A 23328-nucleotide genomic window follows, 5' to 3' on the forward strand; every position below is an offset into this window, starting at 1 on the left:
CGCCTGGCGGCGCCCGGCCGTGCTACTCGGCGCGCGCGTCGCGCCGCAGCAGGCCGCTGACGGCGTCGCGCGGCGCGATGCCGTCGAACAGCACGCCGCACACGGCTTCGGTAATCGGCATTTCGATCGACTGCGCGTGCGCGATCGCCAGCACGGCCTGCGCGCAGCGCACGCCTTCGGCCACGTGGCCGAGCGCACCGAGGATGTCGTTCAGCGTGCGGCCGGCCGCCAGTTGCAGGCCGACCGTGCGGTTGCGCGACAGGTCGCCCGTCGCGGTGAGGATCAGGTCGCCGAGACCCGTGAGGCCGGTGAAGGTTTCCGCGCGGCCGCCGAGTGCGACGCCGAGCCGCGACATTTCGGCGAGGCCGCGCGTAATCAGCGCGGCGCGCGCGTTCAGCCCGAGGCCGAGGCCGTCGGAAATGCCGGTCGCGATCGCAAGCACGTTCTTCACCGCGCCGCCGACCTCGACGCCGACCACGTCGTCGCCCGTATAGATCCGCATCGCGCCGTGATGGAACGCGGCGAGCGTGCGCTCGCGGCATTCGGCGGACGCGCTCGCCACCGTCAGCGCGACGGGCAACGACTGTCCGACCTCGCGTGCAAAGCTCGGCCCCGACAGCACGCCGTTGCTGCGCTGTTCGGGCAGCTCGGCCGCGATCACCTGATGCGGCAGCAGATGCGTGTCGGCCTCAAAGCCCTTGCAGACCCAGACGATGTGCGCGGGCACGCAGCCTGCGTCGCGCATCGCGCGGCACAGCGTGCGCAGCCCGGCCACGGGCGCGGCGATCACGCACAGCGCGTCGTCCGCTGCGCCATGCGCGAGCGCGGCGCCAAGATCGGCGTCGTAGCGCAGTGCGTCAGGCAGCGCGATGCCGTCCAGATAGCGGGAATTTTCGTGCCGGGCCTGCAGCCCGGCGATGAGCGCGGCGTCGCGCGCCCACAGAAGCGTATCGTGCCGCGCGGCCAGATGGCCCGCGAGCGCGGTGCCCCAGGCACCGGCGCCGAGAACGGCTACTTTCATACCCAGCACCGGTCCGTGTGAAACGTCAGTTCAGCGTCGTGCCGTTCGGCGCGCCTGCGGCGCCGGCCTGCTGCTGAAGCTGCGCGAGACGCTGCTCGTACAGCGCCTGGAAGTTGATTTCCGCCAGGTGGATCGGCGGGAAGCCCGCACGCGTGATCGCGTCGGCGATGTTCGAGCGCAGGTACGGGAACAGGATCGTCGGGCAAGCGATGCCGACCAGCGGGTCGAGCTGTTCGTCCGGAATGTTGCGAATGTCGAAAATGCCGGCCTGCTTCGCTTCGATCAGGAACGCGACCTTGTCCTTCACCTTCGCGGTGACGGTACCCGACACGACGACTTCGAACACGCTTTCCGCGAGGCGGTCGGCCTTGACGTCGACTTCGACTTCAACCGACGGCATGTCCTGCTCGAGGAAGATAGCCGGCGAATTCGGCTGCTCGAGCGACATATCCTTCAAGTAGACGCGCTGGATGTTGAAGAACGGTTGGTTTTCGACGTCGGACATGGTGTTTCCCTAAAAGTGGTGACGGAGCGGCCCGGCTTCTCGCCGGCCGCCACGGATGAATCCTGCGCGCCCAAGCCGCGGCGCGGCCGGCGGCCATTCTGCCCTAATCAGGCCGCTTGCAGAAGCGGCGCGAGCCCGCCTTCGCGGTCGAGCTTCGACAGATCGTCGTAGCCGCCGACGTGCGTGTCGCCGATATAGATCTGCGGCACCGTGCGGCGCCCCGTGCGCGTCATCATTTCCTCGCGGCGCGCCGGATCGCGGTCGATCAGCACCTTTTCGATCTGCTCGACACCGCGCAGCTTCAGCAGGCGCTCGGCCTGCATGCAATACGGACACACCTGCGTGCTGTACATCAAAACCTTGTTCACTTCGCTGCTCCTTGTTTGACGACCGGCATCCCGGCCTGCTGCCAGGCAGCCACGCCGCCCTCGAGCACGTGCACCTCGGCATAGCCCGCCGCCTCGACCTCGCGCGCCGCCTTCTGCGACTGCTGGCCATTCTGGCAGACGAGCAGCACCGGCGTGCTCTTGTTCTTCGCGACCTGCGCGATCTTCGCGCCGATCTCGCCCGCCGCGACCTGACGCGCCGACGGCAGGTGGCCGGCGGCGAAATCGGACGCGGCGCGCACGTCGATCACGACCGCATTGCGGCGGTTGATGAGCTGGGTGGCCTCCGCGGCCGACAGGCCGCCGCGGCCGCGGCGCAGGGCGGGCCACGCCAGCAGGCCGCCGGATACCAGCAGGATCGCGATGAGGGCCAGGTTCGTGTAATCGGTAAAGAACGTCACGGAATTCCGCCGGAAAAAGAGAAATCGGATGAGGACAATCCCGCCATTATAAAATAACCGCCTTGCGCGATGGCGGGCCCGGGTCGGGTGCCGCGCGACGCGCACCGCTTCCTTCACTACCGACCGCAAGATCCATGTACAAACTCGTTCTCATCCGCCACGGCGAATCGACGTGGAACAAGGAAAACCGCTTCACCGGCTGGGTCGACGTCGACCTGACCGAACAGGGTCGCAACGAGGCCTACCAGGCCGGCGAATTGCTCAAGGAGGCCGGCTACACGTTCGACATCGCGTACACGTCGGTGCTCAAGCGCGCGATCCGCACGCTGTGGCACGTGCAGGACCGGATGGACCTCATGTACCTGCCGGTCGTCCACTCGTGGCGCCTGAACGAGCGCCACTACGGCGCACTGTCGGGGCTGAACAAGGCGGAAACGGCCGCGAAGTTCGGCGACGACCAGGTGCTCGTCTGGCGCCGCAGCTACGACACGCCGCCGCCCGCGCTCGAACCGACCGACGAGCGCGCGCCGTTCAACGACCCGCGCTATGCGAAGGTGCCGCGCGAGCAACTGCCGCTCACCGAGTGCCTGAAGGACACGGTCGCGCGCGTGCTGCCGCTGTGGAACGAGTCGATCGCGCCCGCGGTCCGCGCCGGCAAGCAGGTGCTGATCGCCGCGCACGGCAACTCGCTGCGCGCGCTGATCAAGTACCTCGACGGCATCTCGGACAGCGACATCGTCGGCCTGAACATCCCGAACGGCGTGCCGCTCGTGTATGAACTCGACGAGGACCTGAAGCCGATCCAGCACTATTACCTCGGCGACCAGGACGCGATCGCGCAGGCGCAGGCCGCCGTCGCGAAGCAGGGCAAGGCGGGCTGACGCCCGTCGCGCCGGGCGTGCCGCGTCCGGCGCGGCACGCCGCGCGAACCTTCGCGGGCCCGCTGCGGTCGAATCCGCTTTCAAACCCGCAGCGCGTCCGGCGGTGCCCCGCCGGGCCTGCTCCGGGCCCGGCTCATGGCGCCTGTTCGCCGCTTTTCGCGGCGTTCCACTGAGTTATCGGACGAACAGTTATACTTGTCCGCTACATCCCCGCTACCGCCACGCGCTTCCCGACCGCACCAGACTCTCTATGCGAATGAAATTGAAGAACATCGGCCTGATTGCCGCGGGCCTCGCCACGGGCGTGTTCGCCACGCTGCAGATTTCCGCGTCGGCCGAGCAGACCGCCACGGCGCCGCTTCCCCTCGACCAGCTCCGCCTGTTCGCGGAAGTATTCGGCCAGATCAAGCGCGAGTACGTCGAACCGGTCGACGACAAGAAGCTGCTGACGGCGGCGATCAAGGGCATGGTGTCGAGCCTCGATCCGCACTCGTCGTTCCTCGACAAGACCGACTATGACGAGTTGCAGGAGCAGACGAAGGGCCGCTTCGCGGGTCTCGGCATCGAGATCTCGCAGGAAGACGGCCTCGTCAAGGTGATCTCGCCGATCGAGGACACCCCCGCATTCCGCGCCGGCATCCGTCCGGGCGACCTGATCACGCGCATCAACGACAAGCCGGTGCGCGGCATGACGCTCGACAAGGCCGTCAAGCAGATGCGCGGCGAGCCGGGCACCAAGGTCACGCTGACGATCTTCCGCAAGAGCGACGACCGCACGTTCCCGGTCACGGTCACGCGCGCGATCATCAGGGTCCAGAGCGTGAAGATGAAGATGCTCGACCCGGGCTACGCATATATCCGCATCACGAGCTTCCAGGAGCGCACGACGCCCGATCTCGCCGCGAAGCTGCAGGACATCGCGCGCCAGCAGCCGAACCTGAAGGGCCTGGTCCTCGACCTGCGCAACAACGGCGGCGGCCTGCTGCAGAGCGCGGTCGGCGTTGCCGGCGCGTTCCTGCCGCCCGACTCCGTCGTCGTGTCGACCAACGGCCAGATCCCCGATTCGAAGCAGGTCTACCGCGATACGTACGACAACTATCGCCTGCCGTCCTTCGACGGCGATCCGCTGAAGAACCTGCCGCCGGTCTTCAAGACCGTGCCGATGATCGTGCTGACGAACGCGTATTCGGCGTCCGCGTCGGAAATCGTCGCCGGCGCGCTGCAGGATTCGAAGCGCGCGCAGATCATGGGCAAGACGACGTTCGGCAAGGGCTCGGTTCAGACGGTCCGCCCGATGACGGCCGACACCGCGCTGCGCCTGACGACCGCGTATTACTACACGCCGAGCGGCCGCTCGATCCAGAACAAGGGCATCGCGCCCGACGTGCCGGTCGATCAGTACGCGGACGGCGATCCGGACGACGTGCTCGTGACGCGCGAGGTCGACTACACGAACCACCTCGCGAACACGCAGGACCCGAACGAGAAGAAGGAACAGGAAGAGCGCGAGCAGCGCCGGATGGATCAACTGCGCGTCCTCGAAGAGCAGAACGACAAGAAGACGCCGGAGCAACGCCAGAAGGATCGCGATCGCAAGCCGATCGAGTTCGGCAGCGCCGACGACTTCATGATGCAGCAGGCGCTCAACAAGCTCGAGGGCAAGACCGTCCAGGAATCGAAGTCGCTGCTCGCCGAGAGCACGACGAAGAGCCCGGCCGGCAAGGCTGCCGCGGCCTCGAAGGCATCGGGCGCGAGCGCGAAGCCGGCCGCACCGAAGCCTGCGTCGGCGCCGAAGTAAGCGCCGGCCGGCATCCGACGGGCCATCGCGGGAAGACCGCGATGGCCCGTTTTTCATGTGCGCCTAGAATACGCAGATACGCCCGCGCCACCGGCGGCGGCATGCTTCGCCCGATCACCCCATGAACGACGATCAACTCCTTCGCTACTCCCGCCACATCCTCGTCGACGAAATCGGCATCGAGGCGCAGCAGCGCTTTCTCGACGCGCACGCGATCGTCGTCGGCGCGGGCGGCCTCGGCTCGCCTGCCGCGATGTACCTCGCGGCATCGGGAGTCGGCACGATCACGCTCGTCGACGCCGATACCGTCGACCTTACGAACCTGCAGCGGCAGATCCTGCACGTGACGGCATCGGTCGGCCGCGCCAAGGTCGAATCGGGGCGCGACGCGCTCGCGCAACTGAACCCCGAGGTGAAGGTGAACGCGGTCGCGGAGCGCGTCGACGACGCGTGGCTCGACGCGCACGTGCCGGCCGCGACCGTCGTGCTCGACTGCACCGACAACTTCGCGACGCGACACGCGATCAACCGCGCGTGCGTCGCGCACGGCGTGCCGCTCGTGTCGGGCGCCGCGCTGCGCTTCGACGGCCAGATCAGCACGTTCGATTTCCGCGATGCGACCGCACCCTGCTATGCGTGCGTGTTTCCGGAAGACCAGCCGTTCGAGGAAGTCGCGTGCGCGACGATGGGCGTGTTCGCGCCGACGGTCGGGATCATCGGCGCGATGCAGGCCGCCGAAGCGCTGCGCGTGATCGGCGAAATCGGCACGACGCTCAACGGGCGGCTGATGATGCTCGATTCGCTGCGGATGGAATGGACGACGATGAAAATCGCGCGCCAGGCCGACTGCCCCGTGTGCGGGGGCCGGCACTGACGCGCGTCGGACGCATGCGCCGGGCGGCGCATGCACGACACTTCACGGCAGTCGGCGGCGACCCGGGCGCCTGAGCGGCATAAGCGACATAAGCAACCTAAGCGGCCGCATCCGCGCGCGGCTCGGCGACCGACAGCCGCTTCAGCGCCGCCTGCACTTCCTCCGGCTCGAATGCGGCAAGCACGTCGGCCGTCGGTTTCTCGAGCGCCTTCAGGTGCGCGCGCAGGATCTCCTGCTTCACGACGAGCAGCTGGCTCGGGTGCATCGAGAACTCGGTGAGCCCCATCCCGAGCAACAGGCGCGTGAGCGCCGGATCGCCCGCCATCTCGCCGCACACCGACACGGACACGCCCGCGCGCTTCGCTTCGCGCAACGTATAGGAGATCAGGTGCAGCACGGCCGGATGCAGCGGGTCGTACAGGTGCGCGACCGCGTTGTCCGCGCGGTCGATCGCGAGCGTGTACTGGATCAGGTCGTTCGTGCCGATCGACAGGAAATCGAACCGCTTCAGGAACAGCGGCAGCGCGATCGCCGCGGCCGGAATCTCGATCATCGCGCCGATGCGCACGTTCGGATCGTAGGCGAGCCCCGCGTCGTCGAGCTGGCGCTTCGCCTCGCGGATCAGGTCGAGCGTCTGGTCGATCTCCCGCGCGTGCGCGAGCATCGGGATCAGGATCTTTACCTGGCCGAACGCGGACGCACGCAGGATCGCGCGCAACTGCGTGAGGAACATCTGCGGCTCGGACAGGCTCCAGCGGATCGCGCGCAGGCCGAGCGCCGGGTTCGGCGCCGTCTCGTAGCCCTCGTCGAGCGCCTCGAGCGGCTTGTCCGCGCCGACGTCGATCGTGCGGATCGTCACCGGCATGCCCTTCATCCACTCGACGGCCCGCTTGTATGCGGCGAACTGCTCCTCCTCTTCCGGCATCTCCTTCTGATGCATGAACAGGAACTCGGAGCGGAACAGGCCGACGCCGACCGCGCCGGCGTCGACGGCCGCCTTCGCATCGTCGGGCAGCTCGATGTTCGCGTACAGGTCGATCTTGGTGCCGCACAACGTTTGCGTCGGCGAGAATTTCAGGCGCTGCAGCTTGCGTTGCTCGAGCAGCTTCTCGGACTGGCGGTACGAATATTCCTCGAGGACGATCGGCGCGGGATCGACGATCACGATGCCCTGGTCGCCGTCGACGATGATCAGGTCGTCCTGGCGGATCAGCGCGCTCGCATGCTGCACGCCGACCGCGGCCGGAATGCCGAGGCTGCGCGCGACGATCGCCGTGTGCGACGTGCGCCCGCCGAGGTCGGTGACGAACGCCTGGAACGACTGCGTCTTGAACTGCATCATGTCGGCCGGCGCGATGTCGTGCGCGACGACGATCATCTCGTTGGTGCCGTTCGCGGCCGCGCGGTCGAGCGCCTGCGACGCGGACGGCGCACCGGCGAGCGCCTTCAGCACGCGCTCGACCACCTGCTCGATGTCGGCCTTGCGCTCGCGCAGGTATTCGTCCTCGATGTCGTCGAAGTGGCGCGTGAGCAGCTCGAGCTGCTCGGTCAGCGCCCACTCGACGTTGTAGCGGCGCGTGCGGATCAGGTCGATGGTTTCCTGCACGAGCATCGCGTCGCTCAGGATCATCATGTGGACGTCGATGAATGCGCCCACTTCGCTCGGCGTGTCGTCGGTCAGGTCGGCGCGCAGCGCTTCGAGTTCGTGATGCACGACGTCGAGCGCCGTGCGGAAACGCTCGACTTCGGCGTCGATCTGGTTCGCCTCGATCAGGTAATGGGCGACGTCGAGCGCCGCCGGCGCGATCAGATACGCTCGCCCGATCGCGATACCTCGTGAGACGGGAATGCCTTGCAGCGTGAAGGACACGCGCACCTCCTCTGTACAAGTAAAGCCGCGGCACACTGCTGCGATGCGCTTATGACCCCGGTTAGCGATTATAAATTCCGCGACTCCCCGCTGACTGCATGCACCGCAGCATTGTGCATTCCGCATCAATGCTTCCGACGAAAAAAATGCCGCGAAATCCGCGGCATTCTGGCTGGAAACGGCAACGATCCCGCGCGACGATCACTGGCCTTCGCCGAACTTGTCGGCGATCAGCTTCAGCAGCGCGTCCATCGCCTCCCGCTCGTCGGCCCCTTCGGTCTCGATCGTCACGGTGCTGCCGATGCCCGCCGCCAGCATCATCACGCCCATGATGCTCTTCGCATTGATCTTGCGCCCGTTGCGTGTCATCCAGACTTCCGACTGGAAGTTGCCGGCCAGTTGCGTAAGCTTGGCCGATGCGCGCGCATGGAGCCCCAATTTATTGACGATGGTGGTTTCTTGTTGAAGCATGATTCTCGGTCGGGTCGGTCGGGACCGCCGGCGTCGCGCGTCGGCGGTGCTGTCTAAAACGAAAAACGCAGTGATCAGTGCGATTCGGTGCGCGGTTGCGGTTCGGGCGGAATCGGCGCGCACTGGCCGCAGCCGGCTTCCGTCGGCGGCGGCGGCGTGCCGGCCGCCACTTCGTGGACGCCCTTCGCGCCGCCGGACAGCGCCTTGTCGACGAGCTTGTCGAGCGGCACGGTGCGATAGCAGACGGCCCGCACGAGCATCGGCAGGTTCACGCCCGCCAGCACACGCACATTGTCGATCTTCGCGAGCTGGCCCGCGATGTTCGCGGGCGTCGCGCCGTACATGTCGGTCAGCACGACCACGCCGTTCTCTTCCTTGAGCCGCGCGAGTTCCGCGTGCGCGAACGCCATCACCTGGGTCGGATCGCTGTCCGCCATCACGTCGATACAGCCGATGCGCGCGGGCACGCCGCCGTAGATGTGCGCGATGCAGTCCCGCAGCGCGGTGGCGAGCGGTGCGTGCGCGATGATCAGGATCCCGGCCATGTCAGATCGCTCCCGGCCGCCCCTGGCGGGCCGATACCCCGCGGCGGGGCAATGAGCGTAGCGAGTGTGGGAAGCGTTTCATGTTCAGCCTTGCAACAGTGTCGGCCCGACCGCCGGGCCTTCGGTGCGCCGATCACGGCACCGGGCAAGCGGGCATTGTAGCAGGCCGGTCAAGCTGCTCCGGCGACGGGGGACCTGCGCGGGCCGCCGCCGGGGTTGCGCAGGAAAACGGCCTACGCGGCCGCGCGCTCCAGCGCGTCGATGAACATCGCGGCGACGTCGAAGCCCGTCTGCTCCATGATCTCGCGGAAGCACGTCGGACTCGTGACGTTCACCTCGGTCAGCCAGTCGCCGATCGCATCGAGGCCGACCAGCAGCAGCCCGCGCGACGCGAGCACGGGCCCGAGCGTCGCGGCGATCTCGCGATCGCGGGCAGTCAGCGGCTGCGCGACGCCGAGCCCGCCCGCGGCGAGATTGCCGCGCACCTCGCTGCCCTGCGGAATCCGCGCGAGCGAATACGGCACGGGCTCGCCCGCGATCAGCAGGATCCGCTTGTCGCCGGCCTTGATCTCGGGAATGAACTTCTGAATCATCAGCGAGCGCGTGCCGTCGTGGCCGAGCATCTCGATGATCGCGCCGAGATTCATCCCGTCGGCCTTCACGCGGAACACGCCCATCCCGCCCATCCCGTCGAGCGGCTTCACGATCACGTCGCCGTGCTCGGCGTGGAACGCGCGCAACCGCGCGGCATCGCGCGTGACCAGCGTCGGCGCGACGAATTGCGGAAACTCGCCGATCGCCAGCTTCTCCGAATGGTCGCGGATCGACTGCGGCTTGTTGAACACCCGCGCGCCCGCGCGCTCGGCGAGTTCGAGCATCCACGTGGCCGTCACGTACTCCATGTCGAACGGCGGATCCTTGCGCATCAGCACCGCGCCGAACGACGTCATTTGACGGGATTCATGCGCGGCCGCCTCGTACCACGGATGACGATGCAGGTCGGCCGTATCGCCGACGATCGTCACGCGCTGCACGTCCGCCTCGACGCCCGACCCGGTCCACGCAAGCTGGTGCGGCTCGCACGTGTAGATCACGTGCCCGCGCCGCGCGGCCTCCGCCATCATCGCGTAGGTCGAATCCTTGTAGATCTTGAAGCGCTCGAGCGGGTCGGCGATAAAGAGAATGTCCATGCGGGTCCTGTACGTAGCGAAGGTCCGTTACACCTGGATGGCTTCGGGATCGGTCTTTTCCAGTTCGATCGACGACGCGATCAGCGACAGCCGCGCGACGACGCCGTACATGTAGAAACGGTTCGGCGGCGCGGCGCCCGGCTTGGCGCCGGCATCCGGCAGCGCGGTGTGCTCGAAGCCGAGCGGAACGTAGTGCATGCCGGGCGCGTTCAGGTTCTGGTCGCGCTCGCGGCCGCCGTGCGTGCGGTAAAAACCGCCGACCACATAGCGGTCGATCATGTACACGACGGGCTCGGCCACTTCGTCGCCGACGCGCTCGAACGTATAGACGCCTTCCTGCACGATCACGTCGCGCACCGCGAGGCCGGCCTTCGACTCGGCCATCTGCGCGCGCTCGGCCTTCGACATGCGGCCGATCTCGGCCGCGTCGTGCACGGTCATCACGCCGCGCCCCGCCGTGCCCGCGTCGGCCTTCACGACGACGTACGGCTTCTCGCTGATCCCGTATTCGCGGTACTTGCGCGCGATCTTCTTCAGCACGCCGTCGATCGCGTCCGCGAGCGCCTGCTCGCCTTCATGCGCCTGCCAGTCGACACCCTCGACGTGCGCGAAATACGGATTCACCATCCACGGATCGACGCCGACCATCTTCGCGAACTTCTTCGCGACGTCGTCGTAGCACGAGAAGTGCGTCGACTTGCGGCGCACGGCCCAGCCCGCGTGCAGCGGCGGCAGCAGGTACTGCTCGTGCAGGTTTTCCAGCACGGCCGGGATGCCGGCCGACAGGTCGTTGTTCAGCAGGATCGAGCACGGATCGAAATTCTTCAGGCCGAGGCGGCGCTGCGAACGCTCGAGCGGTTCGAGCACGATCTTCTGGCCGTCGGCCAGCGTGATCGGCGTCATGTCGGTGATGCTCGGGTCGAGCGAGCCGAAGCGCACGTTCAGGCCGGCCTGGCGCATGATCGTCGCGAGCCGCGCGACGTTTTCCAGGTAGAACGCGTTGCGGGTAGGCAGCTCGGGAATCACGAGCAGGTTCTTCGCGTCCGGGCAGATCTTCTCGATCGCGGCCATCGCGGCCTGCACGGCGAGCGGCAGCACTTCGGACGGCAGATTGTTGAACGCGCCGGGGAACAGGTTCGCGTCGACGGGCGCCAGCTTGAAGCCGGCGTTGCGCAGGTCCACCGAACAATAGAACGGCGGGGTATGTTCCTGCCATTCGAGCCTGAACCAGCGTTCGATCGCAGGCGTCGCGTCGAGGATCTTCCGCTCGAGTTCGAGCAGCGGACCGTTCAACGCGGTAACGAGGTGGGGAACCATGAATCACTCGCGAGCGGGAGAATGAAGATTGTAGAGCAATTGCCCTGCCCATTTGGGGATTGTTCCCGGCTTCGCAAGGGTTTGGAGGAAGTTTTCGGCTATTGACCCGATAGCGCGAAGGGTTATGCGCTACGGCAGCACGCGGCAGGAGAAAAAAAGCCCGCCGGGTGGGCGGGCCGAAGTCGCTGCGCTCATTCGTGGCGGGCGCCGTCTGCGCGGCGGCCCGCCGTGCATCCTCATGACTTATTCGACATGCTCGCCGTGCAGGATCACGTCGAGGCCTTCGCGCTCTTCCTCTTCGGACACGCGCAGGCCCATCGTCAGGTCGATCAGCTTCAGCAGCACGAAGCTCAGCACGCCGCTGTAGACCAGCGTGATCAGCACGCCCTTCGCCTGCAGCAGCAGGCTGCCGTCGGCGCCGCCGATGTCCTTGACCGCGAACACGCCCGTCAGCAGCGCGCCGAGAACCCCGCCCACGCCGTGCACGCCGAACGCGTCGAGCGAATCGTCGTAGCCGAGCTTCGACTTGAGCCACGTGGCCGACCAGAAGCAGATCACGCCCGCCGCGATGCCGATCACGAGCGCACCGGCGACGCCGACGAAGCCGGCAGCCGGCGTGATCGCCACGAGACCCGCGACCGCGCCCGACACGATACCGAGCACCGACGGCTTGCCCTTCGCGATCCATTCGGCAAACATCCAGCCGAGCGCCGCGCAGGCCGTCGCCACTTGCGTGGTCAGCATCGCGAAGCCGGCACGGCCGTCGGCCGCGACCGCGGAGCCCGCGTTGAAGCCGAACCAGCCGACCCACAGCATCGAGCCGCCGATCATCGTCAGCACGAGGTTGTGCGGCGCCATCGATTCGCGACCGTAGCCGACGCGCTTGCCGAGCACCAGGCACGACACGAGGCCCGCGATACCGGCGTTGATGTGCACCACCGTGCCGCCCGCGAAGTCGAGCACGCCGTCGGCCGACAGCCAGCCGGTCGGCTCCCACACCATGTGCGCGATCGGCACATAGACGATCAGCGACCAGAGCGTCATGAACACGAGCATCGCCGAGAACTTCATCCGGTCGGCGAACGCACCGCAGATCAGCGCCGGCGTGATGATCGCGAACGTCATCTGGTAGACGAAGTAGACCGATTCCGGAATCGTCGTCGCCAGGTGGCTGACGGTCAGCGTCGTCGCCTTGTCGCCCTTGATGTAGTTCATCCCGTGCAGGAACACGCGCGACAGGCCGCCGATGAAGCCGTTGCCCGGCGTGAACGCGAGGCTGTAGCCGACCACCGTCCACAGCACCGTGATCACCGCGGTGATCGCGAAGCTCTGCATCACGGTCGCGAGCACGTTCTTCTTGCGGACCATGCCGGCGTAGAACAGCGCGAGACCGGGGATCGTCATGAACAGCACGAGCGCGGTGGAGGTCAGCATCCACGCGGTGTCGCCGGCGCTGATCTTCGACGAATCGACGGAGAACGGTGCGGTCGGCGCGGCGGGTGCGGCCGGCGCGGACGCTGCGGCGGCGGCCGATGCGTCGGCGGCGGCGCCCGAAGCCGGTGCGGCGGCGGCCGCTGCGGCGGATGCGTCGGTTGCAGCCGGCGCCGAAGCTGCCGGAGCAGCGGCAGCCGATGCGTCGGAAGCCGTTGCGGCGGGCGCGGACGCAGCCGCGGCGGACGCCGCGTCGTCGGCGAGCGCGGGGCCGACGCCGGCCGCGATCAGCGAGCCGGCCATCAGCAGGGACATCAGAAGTTTGCGCATCTTGGGTTTCCTCTTGTCGCTTGTCTTGTCTGTTCTGTTACAGCGCGTCAGCGCCCGTCTCCCCGGTGCGAATCCGGATCACTTGTTCGATCGGCGTGACGAAGATCTTGCCGTCGCCGATCTTGCCGGTGCGCGCGGCCCGCTCGATCGCCTCGACCGCCTGGTCGACGAGATCGTCGGACACGGCCGCCTCGATCTTCATCTTCGGCAGGAAATCGACCACGTATTCGGCGCCGCGATACAGCTCGGTATGCCCTTTCTGGCGCCCGAACCCTTTCACCTCCGTCACCGTGATACCCGAGACGCCGAGCGCCGACAGCGCTTCGCGCGTCTCATCGAGCTTGAACGGCTTGATGATTGCGGTAATGAGTTTCATGAAGTCCTCTCGCTGGGTTGTCCCGTCGAATTGGTTGGAATGTTGTAACGGACTCTTCTCAGCAACTCGCATGCCATGTTCGTCCGAGCACCGTCTCGAAGGGCTCCGTAACGGGGTCGCATCCCGTGATGTAAGGTGCGGAAGCCCGGCCGAATGGCCAACATGGCCCGGTTTGCTGGCGCGGCGAAAGGATCGTTGCTAGAGTGCACGCACGTCCCGGCTCGCCGGGACATTCACCCATGCGGGCGCCATGCCCGGAATTCGCGCTCCGGGCGCACCATTTCCGGTCATGCGTGCATCATGGGCACGTACGCAACTGAAGATGCACAATTTTTGTGCAAGGAAGGGGAATCACATGAAGCAACCCAGCGACGTTTTCCACGATCTGCAGTCGCGCGTCAGCGATCTGCTGAAGAACTCGCCGGCCAAGGACGTCGAGCGCAACGTGAAGGCCATGCTGTCGCAAGGCTTCTCGAAGCTCGATCTCGTCACGCGCGAGGAATTCGACACGCAGGCGCAGGTGCTCGCCCGCACCCGCGTGCGCCTCGAGGAACTCGAAAAGCGCGTCGCGGAGCTCGAGCAGAAGCTCGCGGCACCGCAGGCCTGACGCCCGCCACCCGACCGCAAGGTCCGGGCGCGGGCCGCCTCGCGCGGCCCGCGCCCGCCGCCCCGAAGCCATACCGCCGTTCTTCGTAGTCCGTCGTTCTTCGCAGCTCCCCGCTCTTCGCCGTTCATCGCTCTTCGCAGTCCGTCGTTCCGCAGTCCCTCGTTCTTTTCCCGCGCCACGCCGGCAAGCGCGCACCGATTCCTCCGATTCCCGCGGCATGCGGCCCCGAACGGCCGTCGCCCGTCTGTTTACAGGAGCCTCGCCATGTCGCTCGCCGTGGTGCGCAGTCGCGCGCCCGCATCCGGCCGCGCGCCGGACGTTACCGTCGAAGTCCATCTCGCCAACGGGTTGCCGTCGTTCTCGATCGTCGGCCTGCCCGATCTCGAAGTCCGCGAAAGCCGCGAGCGCGTCCGCGCCGCGCTGCAGAACTGCGGATTCGAGTTCCCCGTGCGCCGCATCACCGTCAACCTCGCGCCGGCCGATCTGCCGAAGGAGTCGGGCCGGTTCGACCTGCCGATCGCGCTCGGCATCCTCGCCGCGAACGGCCAGATCCCGGCCGACGCGCTGGCCGGCCGCGAATTCGCGGGCGAGCTGTCGCTGACCGGCGCGCTGCGGCCGATGCGCGGCGCGTTCGCGATGGCGTGCGGTGCGGCACGGGACTGGCGCGCGGTCGAAACCGGATCGGGCCCCGGTTCCGGCCCGGGCCCGAATTCGGTCGCCCTGTCCGGCTCCGCGGCAACGGCGCGTCCGCCCGAGCTGTACCTGCCGCTCGACAGCGCGGCCGAGGCGGCGCTCGTGCCGGGCGTCACGGTATTCGGTGCGCCCGACCTGCCCGCGCTGTGCGCACACCTCGCCGATGCGCCCGACGGGCGGCTGATGCCGGTCGCGGCGCCTTGCCTCGACGGCCTGCCGGCGCCAGCCGCGCCCGACCTCGCGGACGTGGTCGGCCAGCGCGGCGCCCGGCGCGCGCTGGAAGTCGCCGCCGCGGGCGGTCATCACATGCTGATGGTCGGCCCGCCGGGGGCCGGCAAGTCGATGCTGGCCGCGCGGCTGCCTGGCCTCCTGCCGCCGCTGACCGACGACGAGGCGCTGACGTCGGCCGCGCTCCTTTCCGCGAGCCGCCTCGGCTTCTCGCCCGCGCAATGGCGCCGGCGGCCGTTCCGCGCGCCGCATCACTCGTCGAGCGCCGCCGCGCTGGTCGGCGGCCGCAACCCGCCGCAGCCGGGCGAAATCACGCTCGCGCACCTCGGCGTGCTGTTCCTCGACGAACTGCCGGAATTCGACCGGCACGTGCTCGAGATGCTGCGCGAGCCGCTGGAAGCCGGCCGCATCACGATCTCGCGCGCGGCGCAGCAAGCCGACTTCCCGGCCGCGTGCCAGTTGATCGCCGCGATGAACCCGTGCCCGTGCGGCTGGCACGGCGATCCGTCAGGGCGCTGCCGCTGCACGCCGGACGTCGCCGCGCGTTACCTGCGCAAGCTGTCGGGGCCGCTCGTCGACCGCATCGACATCCAGATCGACCTTCCCGCGCTGTCGCCGGCCGAACTCGCGTCGCGCGCGTCGGCGCCCGGCGAGCCGAGTGCAGCGGTGGCCGCGCGGGTTGCGCAGGCGCGCGCGCTGCAGCTTGGCCGGCAGGGCAAGACGAATCACATGCTGAGCGGCCGCGAGACTGACGACCTGTGCCGACCGACCGACGAAGGCGAGCGGCTGCTGCGCGAGGCCGGCGAACGCTTCGGCTGGTCGGCGCGCGCGTATTTTCGCGTGCTGAAGGTCGCGCGGACGATCGCCGACCTGGCCGGCGACCCGCTGCCGACGGCCGCGCAGATCGCCGAGGCGATCCGCTACCGGCGCGCGCTTACGTCGCTCTGAGCGCCCCCGGAGGACAAAATCCGGCTGCCGAGACTTGATCTATGCACAATTTCGCGAATCCGGCCCCGGATTGCAGCTCGCCGGGGCCCGCTCATCGAAAAATTCGCATCTCTTTGTTTTATTTATTTTTCAAAACCCAGACGAATTGCAAAACGGGGTGGAGGGTCGCCCGACGCGGTTCGGCAGCCGCGCGAAATCACGCTGTTCCTCGACGAACTTGAGGTTAGGTGTTCTTTTAGGTTGTATGTCTGCTTTATATATCTATCGAGACACTTTGGGGGATACCGGGGGGATTGCTGGTGCCCTGCACAAGGGAGCCTTAGTCATCATTCATTTCAAATCGGGTCAATCAGTCGACTGCACAATTCGAACGACTACAGTCGAGGCGCTTATGCGCCGCCCCTCTTACAGGCCGTATCTAGTCAAAGAACTCAATCCGTGGTTCTGACCGCATAGGCGTAAGCGCGATTGGAGTGCAGCCGATTACGCGCGATTACATCCTGCCAGTTCGATCGCCCGCAGGCACTTCCCTGGCAACCGATTACGGGATAGACGCCATAATTTCCTCAAGTGTTGTTTACACAACTTCCGGATATCGACTCCAGGAAAATCGGACGTTTGGAATCTATATTTTTATCTTATTTATTGCAACCCCATGTACGTTAAACAATTGTTACGCCGAGGCAGTGCCACGGCAAAATTACAAATGAAAACGATATAACGCGAACCCAAGCCAAGTGCGAGCCTCATGAAAAATGCTGAAAACTCATTTTGCCGATCACTTTTCTCCTGCGAAGATTCGAGGCAAAAGCCCACAGTCGATGGCTCGCGCATACGAGCCGCTTATTTCGTCCGATAGCCCGATAATAGCCGGCACACGGATTCCGTCGCTGCCTCGTTAGCATCGACCGTATCAGTGTGTTGCATCGGCTTCACACAGAGCTCGCCGACCCACGTCACGGGCCACTCACTCAAGCCACCGCCAGCGATGTATTCCACATCGGCTCGCCCTGGGCGGTGATTCCGGCGAGCCGTGCAGGCTGCGGGGCACTTTGCCATTCGGCCCGTTGGTCCAGTGCGCCCGGCGCTTGAATAACCCAGTAAAACTCCCCGACGACCAACCCGTCTCTTTGCACCATCTCACACCTTGCGCAAAATCGCTTCGTCAACACGATGGTAGCCGAGATCGTCGGCAGACAAACGTCGCCAGTGATTTTCTTGTCGAAATTCCCATCGAATCTCACTATTTGCGCCGCAAGATCGAAAACACCGTTATGGATTTTCGCCGACAATTTGCAAGGACGTTAACCGGGATCGGATCACTCATGAAAAAAGACCCGTCCACCGATATTCCCATCGAGATGGCGCCCATACCCGGCCAAGGAAAATTTCATCACTTTCAAGAGCACTCATTTCAGGGCCAGATAATCTGGCCACCGAAAACTCAACCTGTCAACGTTAACAGCTACTCTTTTATCTTCTCGGCGAGTGGAATCAACGAAAATTCGCGGGCCTGCCGTTTAGATCCTAGAATTATCGAAAACCAACGTCGGCACCTACCATTTAAGGCGGGCATATGGACCGGGGATTTCCATCGCAAGCGGTTACGGTCGCTGCGAATCAAACTTGGCACTCGACGGGAATCACGGTCGACGGCGACCTTGGCGTGACCATCGCCTATCAAACCGGCATGTGGCAAGTGGATGACGACGGCGTGGACTACGATGCGAACGGTAACCCGATGTACGACGCCTCCAGCAGCGGTGCTCCGTTACCCGGCTGCGCGGTAGGCGGGCTTGTCGGGCGGATCGGCACGGGCCATCCGTTCTGGGTCGGCGACGGTCCCACGGTAGTTCCGAAAGGCGAGTCGGGCCCGCTCGAGCTGGTCATCAATGACGATCTGACCAAGGACATGAGCGCCAATATCGGCAGCGTCACCGTATTCGTCTATCTCAGCAACACCGCTCCCGACCTGTCGATACCGCTCGTCAGCGACCCGCAGCAAATCGTGCCATGCATTCCGGCCAGGAAACTCATGCCGCTGCAGTACTTGATTGGCACGTGGACTAACCAACCGCTGGGCAGCTCCGGCAAAGGCGGCCCCGACTGTCCGTTCTCATACAACGTGATGCCCTTGCCGCAAGCCGATCCCTCGTCGCCCCTGGGCTATTTCCTCAAGAACTTCGCCTATTACGAGGAGCTGACCTTTACCGCCATTCATGGTCCGGTGCTCAATCGCAACGGCAACGGTGCACAGGTCGCCTATACGCTTTTCTATGAGCAGCGCGTCTACTTCGCGGGGGGCGCCAACAAGGACGCCCTGGTACATGCCGAAAACGGCTCCCTCTTGCTGCTGGCCGACCAGGAGCAGCCTCTCGGTCCGTACGGAAATGGTTTCAGTGAAGGCTTGGGCAATCAGACTGTCGCATTCAGCGTTGCGCCCACTCAGGCGTTCAACCTCGCCAAGCAGATGTCAGTCCCGCACGGCAACTCGATCCTTGCCCTGGGTTCATACGCCACCGGCACCGGAGTCCCGATCATTCCACCGGCGGCGGTGCTGCCTTCGGGGGACGTCGACAGCTTTCCGTACTTCTGGAAGAACGCGGCAACGAATCCGAATCTGACCTACACGTCAAATCCGAACCAAGCGCTCGTTGACGCGCTCGCCATCCAAGCACCGAGCGATTTCATAACGTTGGCCGTCAGCTCTTCCAACGGAAACGGCGCTGTCAGCAATATCGGCTTCGAACAAAAGAACAGCAATGTCACCGCCTACGACTTTACCTGCTGGCTGGAAAGTTTTGATGGGGGAACCAGCTTTCCGCAGCTGCAATACACCCAGACCATCACGATGCTCCTGACGGTACGCGGCGGCCGCGTGTCCTTCCCGCATGTGACGGTCAATACGTTGACGAAGAAATCATCATGACCGACCTGGAGAAATGAGCATGTCCCATCTCGACTCAACGGACAAAGATATTCCCGTGCGCCCCCTCAGCGAAGCAGAGCAACGCCTGGTGCGCCATATCGACGAGCATTGGAATCGCGCCCGCGCATTGACGGAATTGCGCGACGGGTTGCAGACCGCGGTCGAGATCGAACTGGCGACGGTGCCGCTCTATTTGTTCGCCTACTACTCGATCAACCGCACCCCGGAAGGCTTTCCGGCAACGGACCTGTCCCGCTTCGCCGGCCAAGCGGGGGGCATCATGATGAGCGTGGCTGTCGAGGAAATGCTGCATTTGTCCTTGTCGTCCAACATGCTTTATTCGCTCGGCGTACAGCCCCAACTCTATTTGCGCTCGCCCTCACCGTACCCGACCGACCTCCCCGGTCATGCGAGGCTCGGCCCGGACCGTAAGCCAATGGCGCTTCCGCTGGCTAAATTCTCGTCCGGGCAGTTATGGCATTTCCTCGAAGTCGAATACCCGGCCGCAGCGGACGCCCCGCCCGAGCTGAACAATTGGCAAACAATCGGCCAGATCTATTCCTACCTTCGGTGCATCATTAGCTCGCAGCACATCACCGACGACGATTTCAAAGCGGGGCGGGCGCCGGCCCAGATCCAGCCGTCCAACTATTCGCCGAACAATATCGACTCGGTCTATCCGACTGCCAGCTTCAATTTCGGTTGCCCGGTACCGACACCGGTTGGCGGCTCCGCGGCGAACGCAGCCGCCTATGCGAGCCGCGGCGACAGCCATGCCGGCCGCAGCGCGCTGATGACCATTGCGTCACGCCAAGATGCTTTGAAGGCGATCCAGACGATCGACGCCGAAGGCGAAGGCTTCGGCCCTCACAAGTTCGACGATGAGTCGCATCACGAACTCTCGCATTACTACAAGTTCCTGACTTTGCAATCGCAACTCGCAGGCTACGATCCCCACGACGAAAAACTGCGGAACCTGCCGCCTCCTCCGCCGCCGGCGGCACGTCAGTTCGGCCGCGAAGAGCTGGCAAAAATCATGTTCGATTTTCCCGACAATCCGGTGGCCGCCGCATACCCGCCTGGGCGCCGCGAGCTCGCCGACATCGTCAGCGGCCTATATCAGTACATGCTGATCATGACCGAGAGCATCTTCCTCATTGAACCAAGTCAGCAGAAGCTGTATTTCAATCAGACGCTGCACCGATCGATGATTTGGATCCTGGATAAGGTCATCCAGGCCATGCGGAAAATCCCCTTGTCCGGGACCGACAGCTACCCCAGCACTTTAAAGTTGGCGCCGACTTTCGAGAATATCAATCTTGGCCCGCGTAACCAGGCCTTCGCTACGCTGGTCGCGATGTGTAACGGGATGGACGCCAAATATGGCAGCGAATCCTGGTACAGCAGCGACGCGCAATACTTCGTCGACATGATCCCCTCGTTGCCGGATGTCAGCGGCCTATGGCAGGCGCAGCCCGGTCAGCCGACCTTGGGCAAGCCCGGCTGCGATGTTAGTAAGTATCAGGGCATTCCAGTGTTCCCCGCGGCGCCGCCCGCGCCGGGCGTGTTACTGCCTGGCGAGGTACGGCATGCCTGCATGGGACTGAATCAATGCAAGGGGCAAGGCCGTACTCGTGACAATGCGTGCGCAGGCCAAGGGTATTGCTCGACCGCGCTTGAATTCAATTTTGCCGAACCGAACTCGCCAAGCGTATCGGATCACACCTGTCGCGTCCAAAACGCGTGTGCGGGTCAAGGTGGTTGTGGCCTGTATGGCACAGGACGGGAGCAGGAAGCGCCTGGTGCGAACGCTTGCGCCACACAAGGCTGCTGTGCCACGCCGATCAATGCCGAGCGCTTCAGCACCGACGGGCGCAACCGCGGCAAGAGCGTCTGGCTGCGTGCACGTGAAGTGTTCGCCGAGCAAACCTGGCCCGAACTGCGCAAGAAAAACGCGGCGTTGCCGCCCCAGCCGCCACAGCCGCCGCATCCCGAATTGTTCCAGTACGGCCCGACCATCGAATGGATCCAGGAATATAGCGGTCATGGCATGACGGCGTGCGGCTCCAGCGGCATGAGCGGCGCCGGCAGCTGCAGCTAAGGAGCGCCGCATGATTGAACTTCGAAGGGGTGCGGCCGGACACCAACTGGGATTCGGTGTCGGGCTGCGCAACCAGCATTTCGACCATATCTTGACAACGCGGCCGCCAGTCGATTGGTTCGAAGCGATCTCGGAGAATTTCATGGATTCGGGTGGACGGCCGCGCGCCGTCCTGCGACAGATCGCTGAGCGATATCCGATCGTGCTACACGGTGTGTCGATGTCGATCGGCAGTACCGACCCGCTCGATCGCGACTATCTAGCCCGTTTGCGGCGGCTGGCCGACGAGGTATCGGCGCGCTGGGTCAGCGACCATCTGTGCTGGACCGGCGCGCTCGGGATCAACAGTCATGATCTCCTTCCGCTGCCGCTCAACGAAAGGACGCTCAAGCATGTGAGCGCCCGGGTCGTCGCGGCACAGGAGTTACTGGGACGGCCGTTGGTGTTGGAAAATCCCAGCACCTATGTCCGCTTTCGCCAGTCGACTACGGACGAACCCGCCTTTCTGCGCGAGCTCAGCCGCGCAACGGGCTGCTGGCTGCTTCTCGATGTCAACAACGTTTATGTCAGCTGCTTCAATGCCGGCACCGATCCAATGGATTACCTGAACCAGTTCCCATTCGATCGCGTCGTGCAATTGCATTTGGCGGGACATCAGCATTGCGGCACTCATGAGCTAATGTCGGAAGTGGTGTACGGCGGTGTGGAGCGGAATCGGCGGGAGGCGGTGGCGATTGCAGGAGAATGTTGCTTTCCAAGGTAACGAACCCAGCAACCAATCCACCACCATGGCGAAACGTAATCGGGAAGCGAACGACAGTCAAGCAACGGAAACAGAATTCAAGGGGCCCGTCGGCCTGGACGAGTTGATCCAGCAAGGCGCGCGGCAGATTATCCAGCAAGCGATCGAGGCGGAATTGAAGGCATTGCTCGAGCAATATTCGAACGTGAAGACGCTGGACGGCCGGCGGGCGATCGTGCGCAACGGCTATCTGCCTGAGCGAGACGTTGTCACGGCAATCGGACCGGTAACGGTCCAGGTGCCGAAGGTCCGCGATCGCTCGGGCTCGGGGGTAAAGTTCAACTCGGAGATCGTGCCGCCCTACGTGCGCAAGTCGCCGCGTGTGTCGTCGGCGCTGCCGTGGCTGTATCTGCGCGGCGTCTCGACCGGCGACATGAGCGAAGCGCTCAGCGTATTGCTCGGCGACCAGGCGAAAGGCCTGTCGGCAAATACCGTCATTCGTCTCAAAGCGATCTGGGCGGACGAATTCGCGCAATGGAACAATCGGGACTTGTCGGCGGCCCGCTGGGTCTACTGGTGGGCCGACGGCATTCATACTGGGGCGCGCAGCGAGGATTCCGACGGGCAATGTCTGCTGGTGATCATCGGCGTGAAGCCAGACGGCAGCAAGGAACGCGTCGCGCTCGCCGACGGCTACCGCGAGTCGAAGGATTCGTGGGTCGAGCTACTGCTCGATCTGAAGGCTCGCGGTCTACAAGCCGGCCCACTGCTAGCCGTCGGCGACGGCGCGATGGGCTTGTGGGCGGCACTCGAGGAAGTGTTCCCGCAGACGCGGCACCAGCGCTGCTGGTTTCACAAGATCGGCAACGTGCTCAACGCGTTGCCGAAGTCGCAGCAGGGCAAGGCCAAGGCCGCGCTCGCGGAGATCTGGAACGCCGCGACGCGCGCCGATGCGATCGTCGCCTACGATCAGTTCGTCGCGACCTATACGGCCAAATATCCGAAAGCTGTCGAGAAGGTCACGAAGGATCGCGACGAGCTGCTCGCGTTTTACGACTTCCCGGCCGAGCACTGGCAGCATGTGCGCACGACGAATCCGATCGAGTCGACCTTCGCGACGGTCCGCCACCGCACGACCCGCACGCGAAACTGTCTGTCGCGCGCGACCTTCCTCGGCATGGCCTTCAAGCTCATCGAAGCAGCAGAGGAATCATGGCGCCGCATTCGCGGTGTCGACAAAATCGAACAGATCTTGAACGGCGTGCCCTTCAAGGACGGAACACCGGTGACCGAGAGCACACCGGCTCCTGCTCAACCGCTTGCCGCTTGATCATGCTGCTCGACTGTCGTACACCACATTTGACATTAGCTCGGCACTCATATCGTCGACACGCATGATCGCCCGGTTTCTCCGGCGGTGTGGAATCTGTTCCGCCTGGCTTGGCAACGCAGCGAGCAAGCTGCCACTTTGCTCGAATGGGATGGCGATGTGCCGGCCTTTGAGCGCGTGCACGCCGAATTGATGCGGGCGCGACAGATCATCGACGGCGACGCGCCCACCCGGGTCGAAGCTACCGGGCGGCCGCAGCCAGACAACGTCGAGGCCGTGTCCACCCCAGTTGCGTTTCTCGTGCCCGAGATCATGAGCAACAGCGCCGTGTGCTCGTCATGAACGCAGGAGACG

At 65.0% G+C, this 23328-nt stretch carries 22 protein-coding genes; 10 read left to right on the forward strand and 12 right to left on the reverse strand.

What is annotated here, in order from left to right; translation table 11 throughout:
* Positions 1-22 precede the first annotated feature (22 nt).
* The 4 genes from FPJ27_RS33795 to FPJ27_RS33810 form a co-directional block, all read right to left on the reverse strand.
* Entirely contained in the window at positions 23-1021 is a 999-nt protein-coding gene (locus FPJ27_RS33795) for an NAD(P)H-dependent glycerol-3-phosphate dehydrogenase (protein WP_105389625.1), read from the reverse strand.
* Between the two features lie 25 nt (positions 1022-1046).
* Positions 1047-1526, reverse strand: a complete 480-nt coding sequence (secB, locus tag FPJ27_RS33800; protein WP_034179115.1) for a protein-export chaperone SecB — start codon at positions 1524-1526, stop codon at positions 1047-1049.
* A 107-nt stretch (positions 1527-1633) separates the two neighbouring features.
* Positions 1634-1894, reverse strand: a complete 261-nt coding sequence (grxC, locus tag FPJ27_RS33805) for a glutaredoxin 3 (protein WP_034179116.1) — start codon at positions 1892-1894, stop codon at positions 1634-1636.
* The gene (locus FPJ27_RS33810; RefSeq protein ID WP_204424668.1) at positions 1891-2313 is read right to left on the reverse strand and encodes a rhodanese-like domain-containing protein; all 423 of its coding nucleotides are present in this window, start codon (positions 2311-2313) and stop codon (positions 1891-1893) included. Before FPJ27_RS33810 ends, grxC begins: the two co-directional genes overlap by 4 nt.
* Before the next feature lie 134 nt (positions 2314-2447).
* Here FPJ27_RS33810 and gpmA point away from each other — a divergent pair, with 134 nt between their 5' ends.
* The 3 genes from gpmA to moeB all read left to right on the forward strand — a co-directional run bounded on the left by gpmA (position 2448) and on the right by moeB (position 5866).
* Positions 2448-3194: a 2,3-diphosphoglycerate-dependent phosphoglycerate mutase gene (gpmA, locus tag FPJ27_RS33815; protein ID WP_175963615.1), complete on the forward strand. Its 747-nt coding sequence runs from the start codon at positions 2448-2450 to the stop codon at positions 3192-3194.
* A gap of 250 nt (positions 3195-3444) precedes the next feature.
* Positions 3445-4992, forward strand: a complete 1548-nt coding sequence (locus FPJ27_RS33820) for a S41 family peptidase (protein WP_072437287.1) — start codon at positions 3445-3447, stop codon at positions 4990-4992.
* Between the two features lie 121 nt (positions 4993-5113).
* Positions 5114-5866: a molybdopterin-synthase adenylyltransferase MoeB gene (gene moeB / locus FPJ27_RS33825; RefSeq protein WP_072437288.1), complete on the forward strand. Its 753-nt coding sequence runs from the start codon at positions 5114-5116 to the stop codon at positions 5864-5866.
* 97 nt (positions 5867-5963) lie between these two features.
* Here the strand turns inward: moeB and ptsP are convergent, their stop codons facing one another.
* The 7 genes from ptsP to FPJ27_RS33860 all read right to left on the reverse strand — a co-directional run bounded on the left by ptsP (position 5964) and on the right by FPJ27_RS33860 (position 13396).
* The gene (ptsP, locus tag FPJ27_RS33830) at positions 5964-7736 is read right to left on the reverse strand and encodes a phosphoenolpyruvate--protein phosphotransferase (protein WP_204424670.1); all 1773 of its coding nucleotides are present in this window, start codon (positions 7734-7736) and stop codon (positions 5964-5966) included.
* Positions 7737-7937: 201 nt separating this feature from the next.
* Entirely contained in the window at positions 7938-8207 is a 270-nt protein-coding gene (locus FPJ27_RS33835) for an HPr family phosphocarrier protein (protein ID WP_072437289.1), read from the reverse strand.
* Positions 8208-8281: 74 nt separating this feature from the next.
* A complete protein-coding gene (locus FPJ27_RS33840; RefSeq protein ID WP_034179121.1) occupies positions 8282-8752 on the reverse strand; it encodes a PTS fructose transporter subunit IIA in 471 nt (156 codons plus the stop codon).
* A 233-nt stretch (positions 8753-8985) separates the two neighbouring features.
* Positions 8986-9942 (reverse strand): glutathione synthase, encoded by a 957-nt coding sequence (gene gshB, locus FPJ27_RS33845; RefSeq protein ID WP_072437290.1) that lies wholly within the window; start codon positions 9940-9942, stop codon positions 8986-8988.
* 27 nt (positions 9943-9969) lie between these two features.
* Positions 9970-11259 carry a glutamate--cysteine ligase gene (gshA, locus tag FPJ27_RS33850; RefSeq protein ID WP_034179123.1) on the reverse strand — a complete coding sequence of 430 codons (1290 nt, stop codon included), beginning with the start codon at positions 11257-11259 and terminating at the stop codon, positions 9970-9972.
* A 243-nt stretch (positions 11260-11502) separates the two neighbouring features.
* On the reverse strand, positions 11503-13020 hold the full coding sequence (locus FPJ27_RS33855) for an ammonium transporter (protein WP_072437291.1): 1518 nt from the start codon (positions 13018-13020) through the stop codon (positions 11503-11505).
* Positions 13021-13057: 37 nt separating this feature from the next.
* On the reverse strand, positions 13058-13396 hold the full coding sequence (locus tag FPJ27_RS33860) for a P-II family nitrogen regulator (RefSeq protein WP_006398175.1): 339 nt from the start codon (positions 13394-13396) through the stop codon (positions 13058-13060).
* Between the two features lie 355 nt (positions 13397-13751).
* On the opposite strand from FPJ27_RS33860, the gene FPJ27_RS33865 reads away from it, so the two are divergent.
* A complete protein-coding gene (locus FPJ27_RS33865) occupies positions 13752-14003 on the forward strand; it encodes an accessory factor UbiK family protein (protein WP_034179125.1) in 252 nt (83 codons plus the stop codon).
* A gap of 264 nt (positions 14004-14267) precedes the next feature.
* Positions 14268-15872, forward strand: a complete 1605-nt coding sequence (locus tag FPJ27_RS33870; RefSeq protein ID WP_204424673.1) for a YifB family Mg chelatase-like AAA ATPase — start codon at positions 14268-14270, stop codon at positions 15870-15872.
* 971 nt (positions 15873-16843) lie between these two features.
* Here the strand turns inward: FPJ27_RS33870 and FPJ27_RS33875 are convergent.
* Entirely contained in the window at positions 16844-17164 is a 321-nt protein-coding gene (locus FPJ27_RS33875) for a hypothetical protein (RefSeq protein WP_204424676.1), read from the reverse strand.
* A gap of 374 nt (positions 17165-17538) precedes the next feature.
* Here FPJ27_RS33875 and FPJ27_RS33880 point away from each other — a divergent pair, with 374 nt between their 5' ends.
* The 5 genes from FPJ27_RS33880 (at position 17539) to FPJ27_RS33900 (ending at position 23316) form a co-directional block, all read left to right on the forward strand.
* On the forward strand, positions 17539-18801 hold the full coding sequence (locus tag FPJ27_RS33880) for a heme-binding protein (protein ID WP_204424678.1): 1263 nt from the start codon (positions 17539-17541) through the stop codon (positions 18799-18801).
* A gap of 19 nt (positions 18802-18820) precedes the next feature.
* Positions 18821-20902, forward strand: a complete 2082-nt coding sequence (locus FPJ27_RS33885; protein WP_204424680.1) for a ferritin-like domain-containing protein — start codon at positions 18821-18823, stop codon at positions 20900-20902.
* Between the two features lie 10 nt (positions 20903-20912).
* Positions 20913-21665 (forward strand): DUF692 domain-containing protein, encoded by a 753-nt coding sequence (locus FPJ27_RS33890; RefSeq protein WP_204424681.1) that lies wholly within the window; start codon positions 20913-20915, stop codon positions 21663-21665.
* A 25-nt stretch (positions 21666-21690) separates the two neighbouring features.
* Positions 21691-22974 carry an IS256 family transposase gene (locus FPJ27_RS33895; protein ID WP_204420906.1) on the forward strand — a complete coding sequence of 428 codons (1284 nt, stop codon included), beginning with the start codon at positions 21691-21693 and terminating at the stop codon, positions 22972-22974.
* Positions 22975-23061: 87 nt separating this feature from the next.
* Positions 23062-23316, forward strand: coding sequence for a DUF692 family multinuclear iron-containing protein (locus tag FPJ27_RS33900; protein WP_204424682.1), 255 nt, complete (start codon positions 23062-23064; stop codon positions 23314-23316).
* The last annotated feature ends 12 nt before the right edge of the window (positions 23317-23328 follow it).

Origin of the sequence: Burkholderia sp. MS455 (genome assembly GCF_016899445.1) — a bacterium.
Lineage (GTDB): Bacteria > Pseudomonadota > Gammaproteobacteria > Burkholderiales > Burkholderiaceae > Burkholderia > Burkholderia pyrrocinia_C.

Bases quoted from the DNA above. Each gene is read 5' to 3' on its own strand.
- FPJ27_RS33895 (WP_204420906.1), top strand. From the start codon at position 21,691: ATGGCGAAACGTAATCGGGAAGCGAACGACAGTCAAGCAACGGAAACA.
- FPJ27_RS33820 (WP_072437287.1), top strand. From the start codon at position 3,445: ATGCGAATGAAATTGAAGAACATCGGCCTGATTGCCGCGGGCCTCGCC.
- FPJ27_RS33840 (WP_034179121.1), bottom strand. From the start codon at position 8,752: ATGGCCGGGATCCTGATCATCGCGCACGCACCGCTCGCCACCGCGCTG.
- FPJ27_RS33865 (WP_034179125.1), top strand. From the start codon at position 13,752: ATGAAGCAACCCAGCGACGTTTTCCACGATCTGCAGTCGCGCGTCAGC.
- gshA (WP_034179123.1), bottom strand. From the start codon at position 11,259: ATGGTTCCCCACCTCGTTACCGCGTTGAACGGTCCGCTGCTCGAACTC.
- moeB (WP_072437288.1), top strand. From the start codon at position 5,114: ATGAACGACGATCAACTCCTTCGCTACTCCCGCCACATCCTCGTCGAC.
- FPJ27_RS33855 (WP_072437291.1), bottom strand. From the start codon at position 13,020: ATGCGCAAACTTCTGATGTCCCTGCTGATGGCCGGCTCGCTGATCGCG.
- FPJ27_RS33870 (WP_204424673.1), top strand. From the start codon at position 14,268: ATGTCGCTCGCCGTGGTGCGCAGTCGCGCGCCCGCATCCGGCCGCGCG.
- FPJ27_RS33885 (WP_204424680.1), top strand. From the start codon at position 18,821: ATGTCCCATCTCGACTCAACGGACAAAGATATTCCCGTGCGCCCCCTC.
- gpmA (WP_175963615.1), top strand. From the start codon at position 2,448: ATGTACAAACTCGTTCTCATCCGCCACGGCGAATCGACGTGGAACAAG.
- gshB (WP_072437290.1), bottom strand. From the start codon at position 9,942: ATGGACATTCTCTTTATCGCCGACCCGCTCGAGCGCTTCAAGATCTAC.
- FPJ27_RS33835 (WP_072437289.1), bottom strand. From the start codon at position 8,207: ATGCTTCAACAAGAAACCACCATCGTCAATAAATTGGGGCTCCATGCG.
- FPJ27_RS33860 (WP_006398175.1), bottom strand. From the start codon at position 13,396: ATGAAACTCATTACCGCAATCATCAAGCCGTTCAAGCTCGATGAGACG.
- FPJ27_RS33890 (WP_204424681.1), top strand. From the start codon at position 20,913: ATGATTGAACTTCGAAGGGGTGCGGCCGGACACCAACTGGGATTCGGT.
- secB (WP_034179115.1), bottom strand. From the start codon at position 1,526: ATGTCCGACGTCGAAAACCAACCGTTCTTCAACATCCAGCGCGTCTAC.
- FPJ27_RS33795 (WP_105389625.1), bottom strand. From the start codon at position 1,021: ATGAAAGTAGCCGTTCTCGGCGCCGGTGCCTGGGGCACCGCGCTCGCG.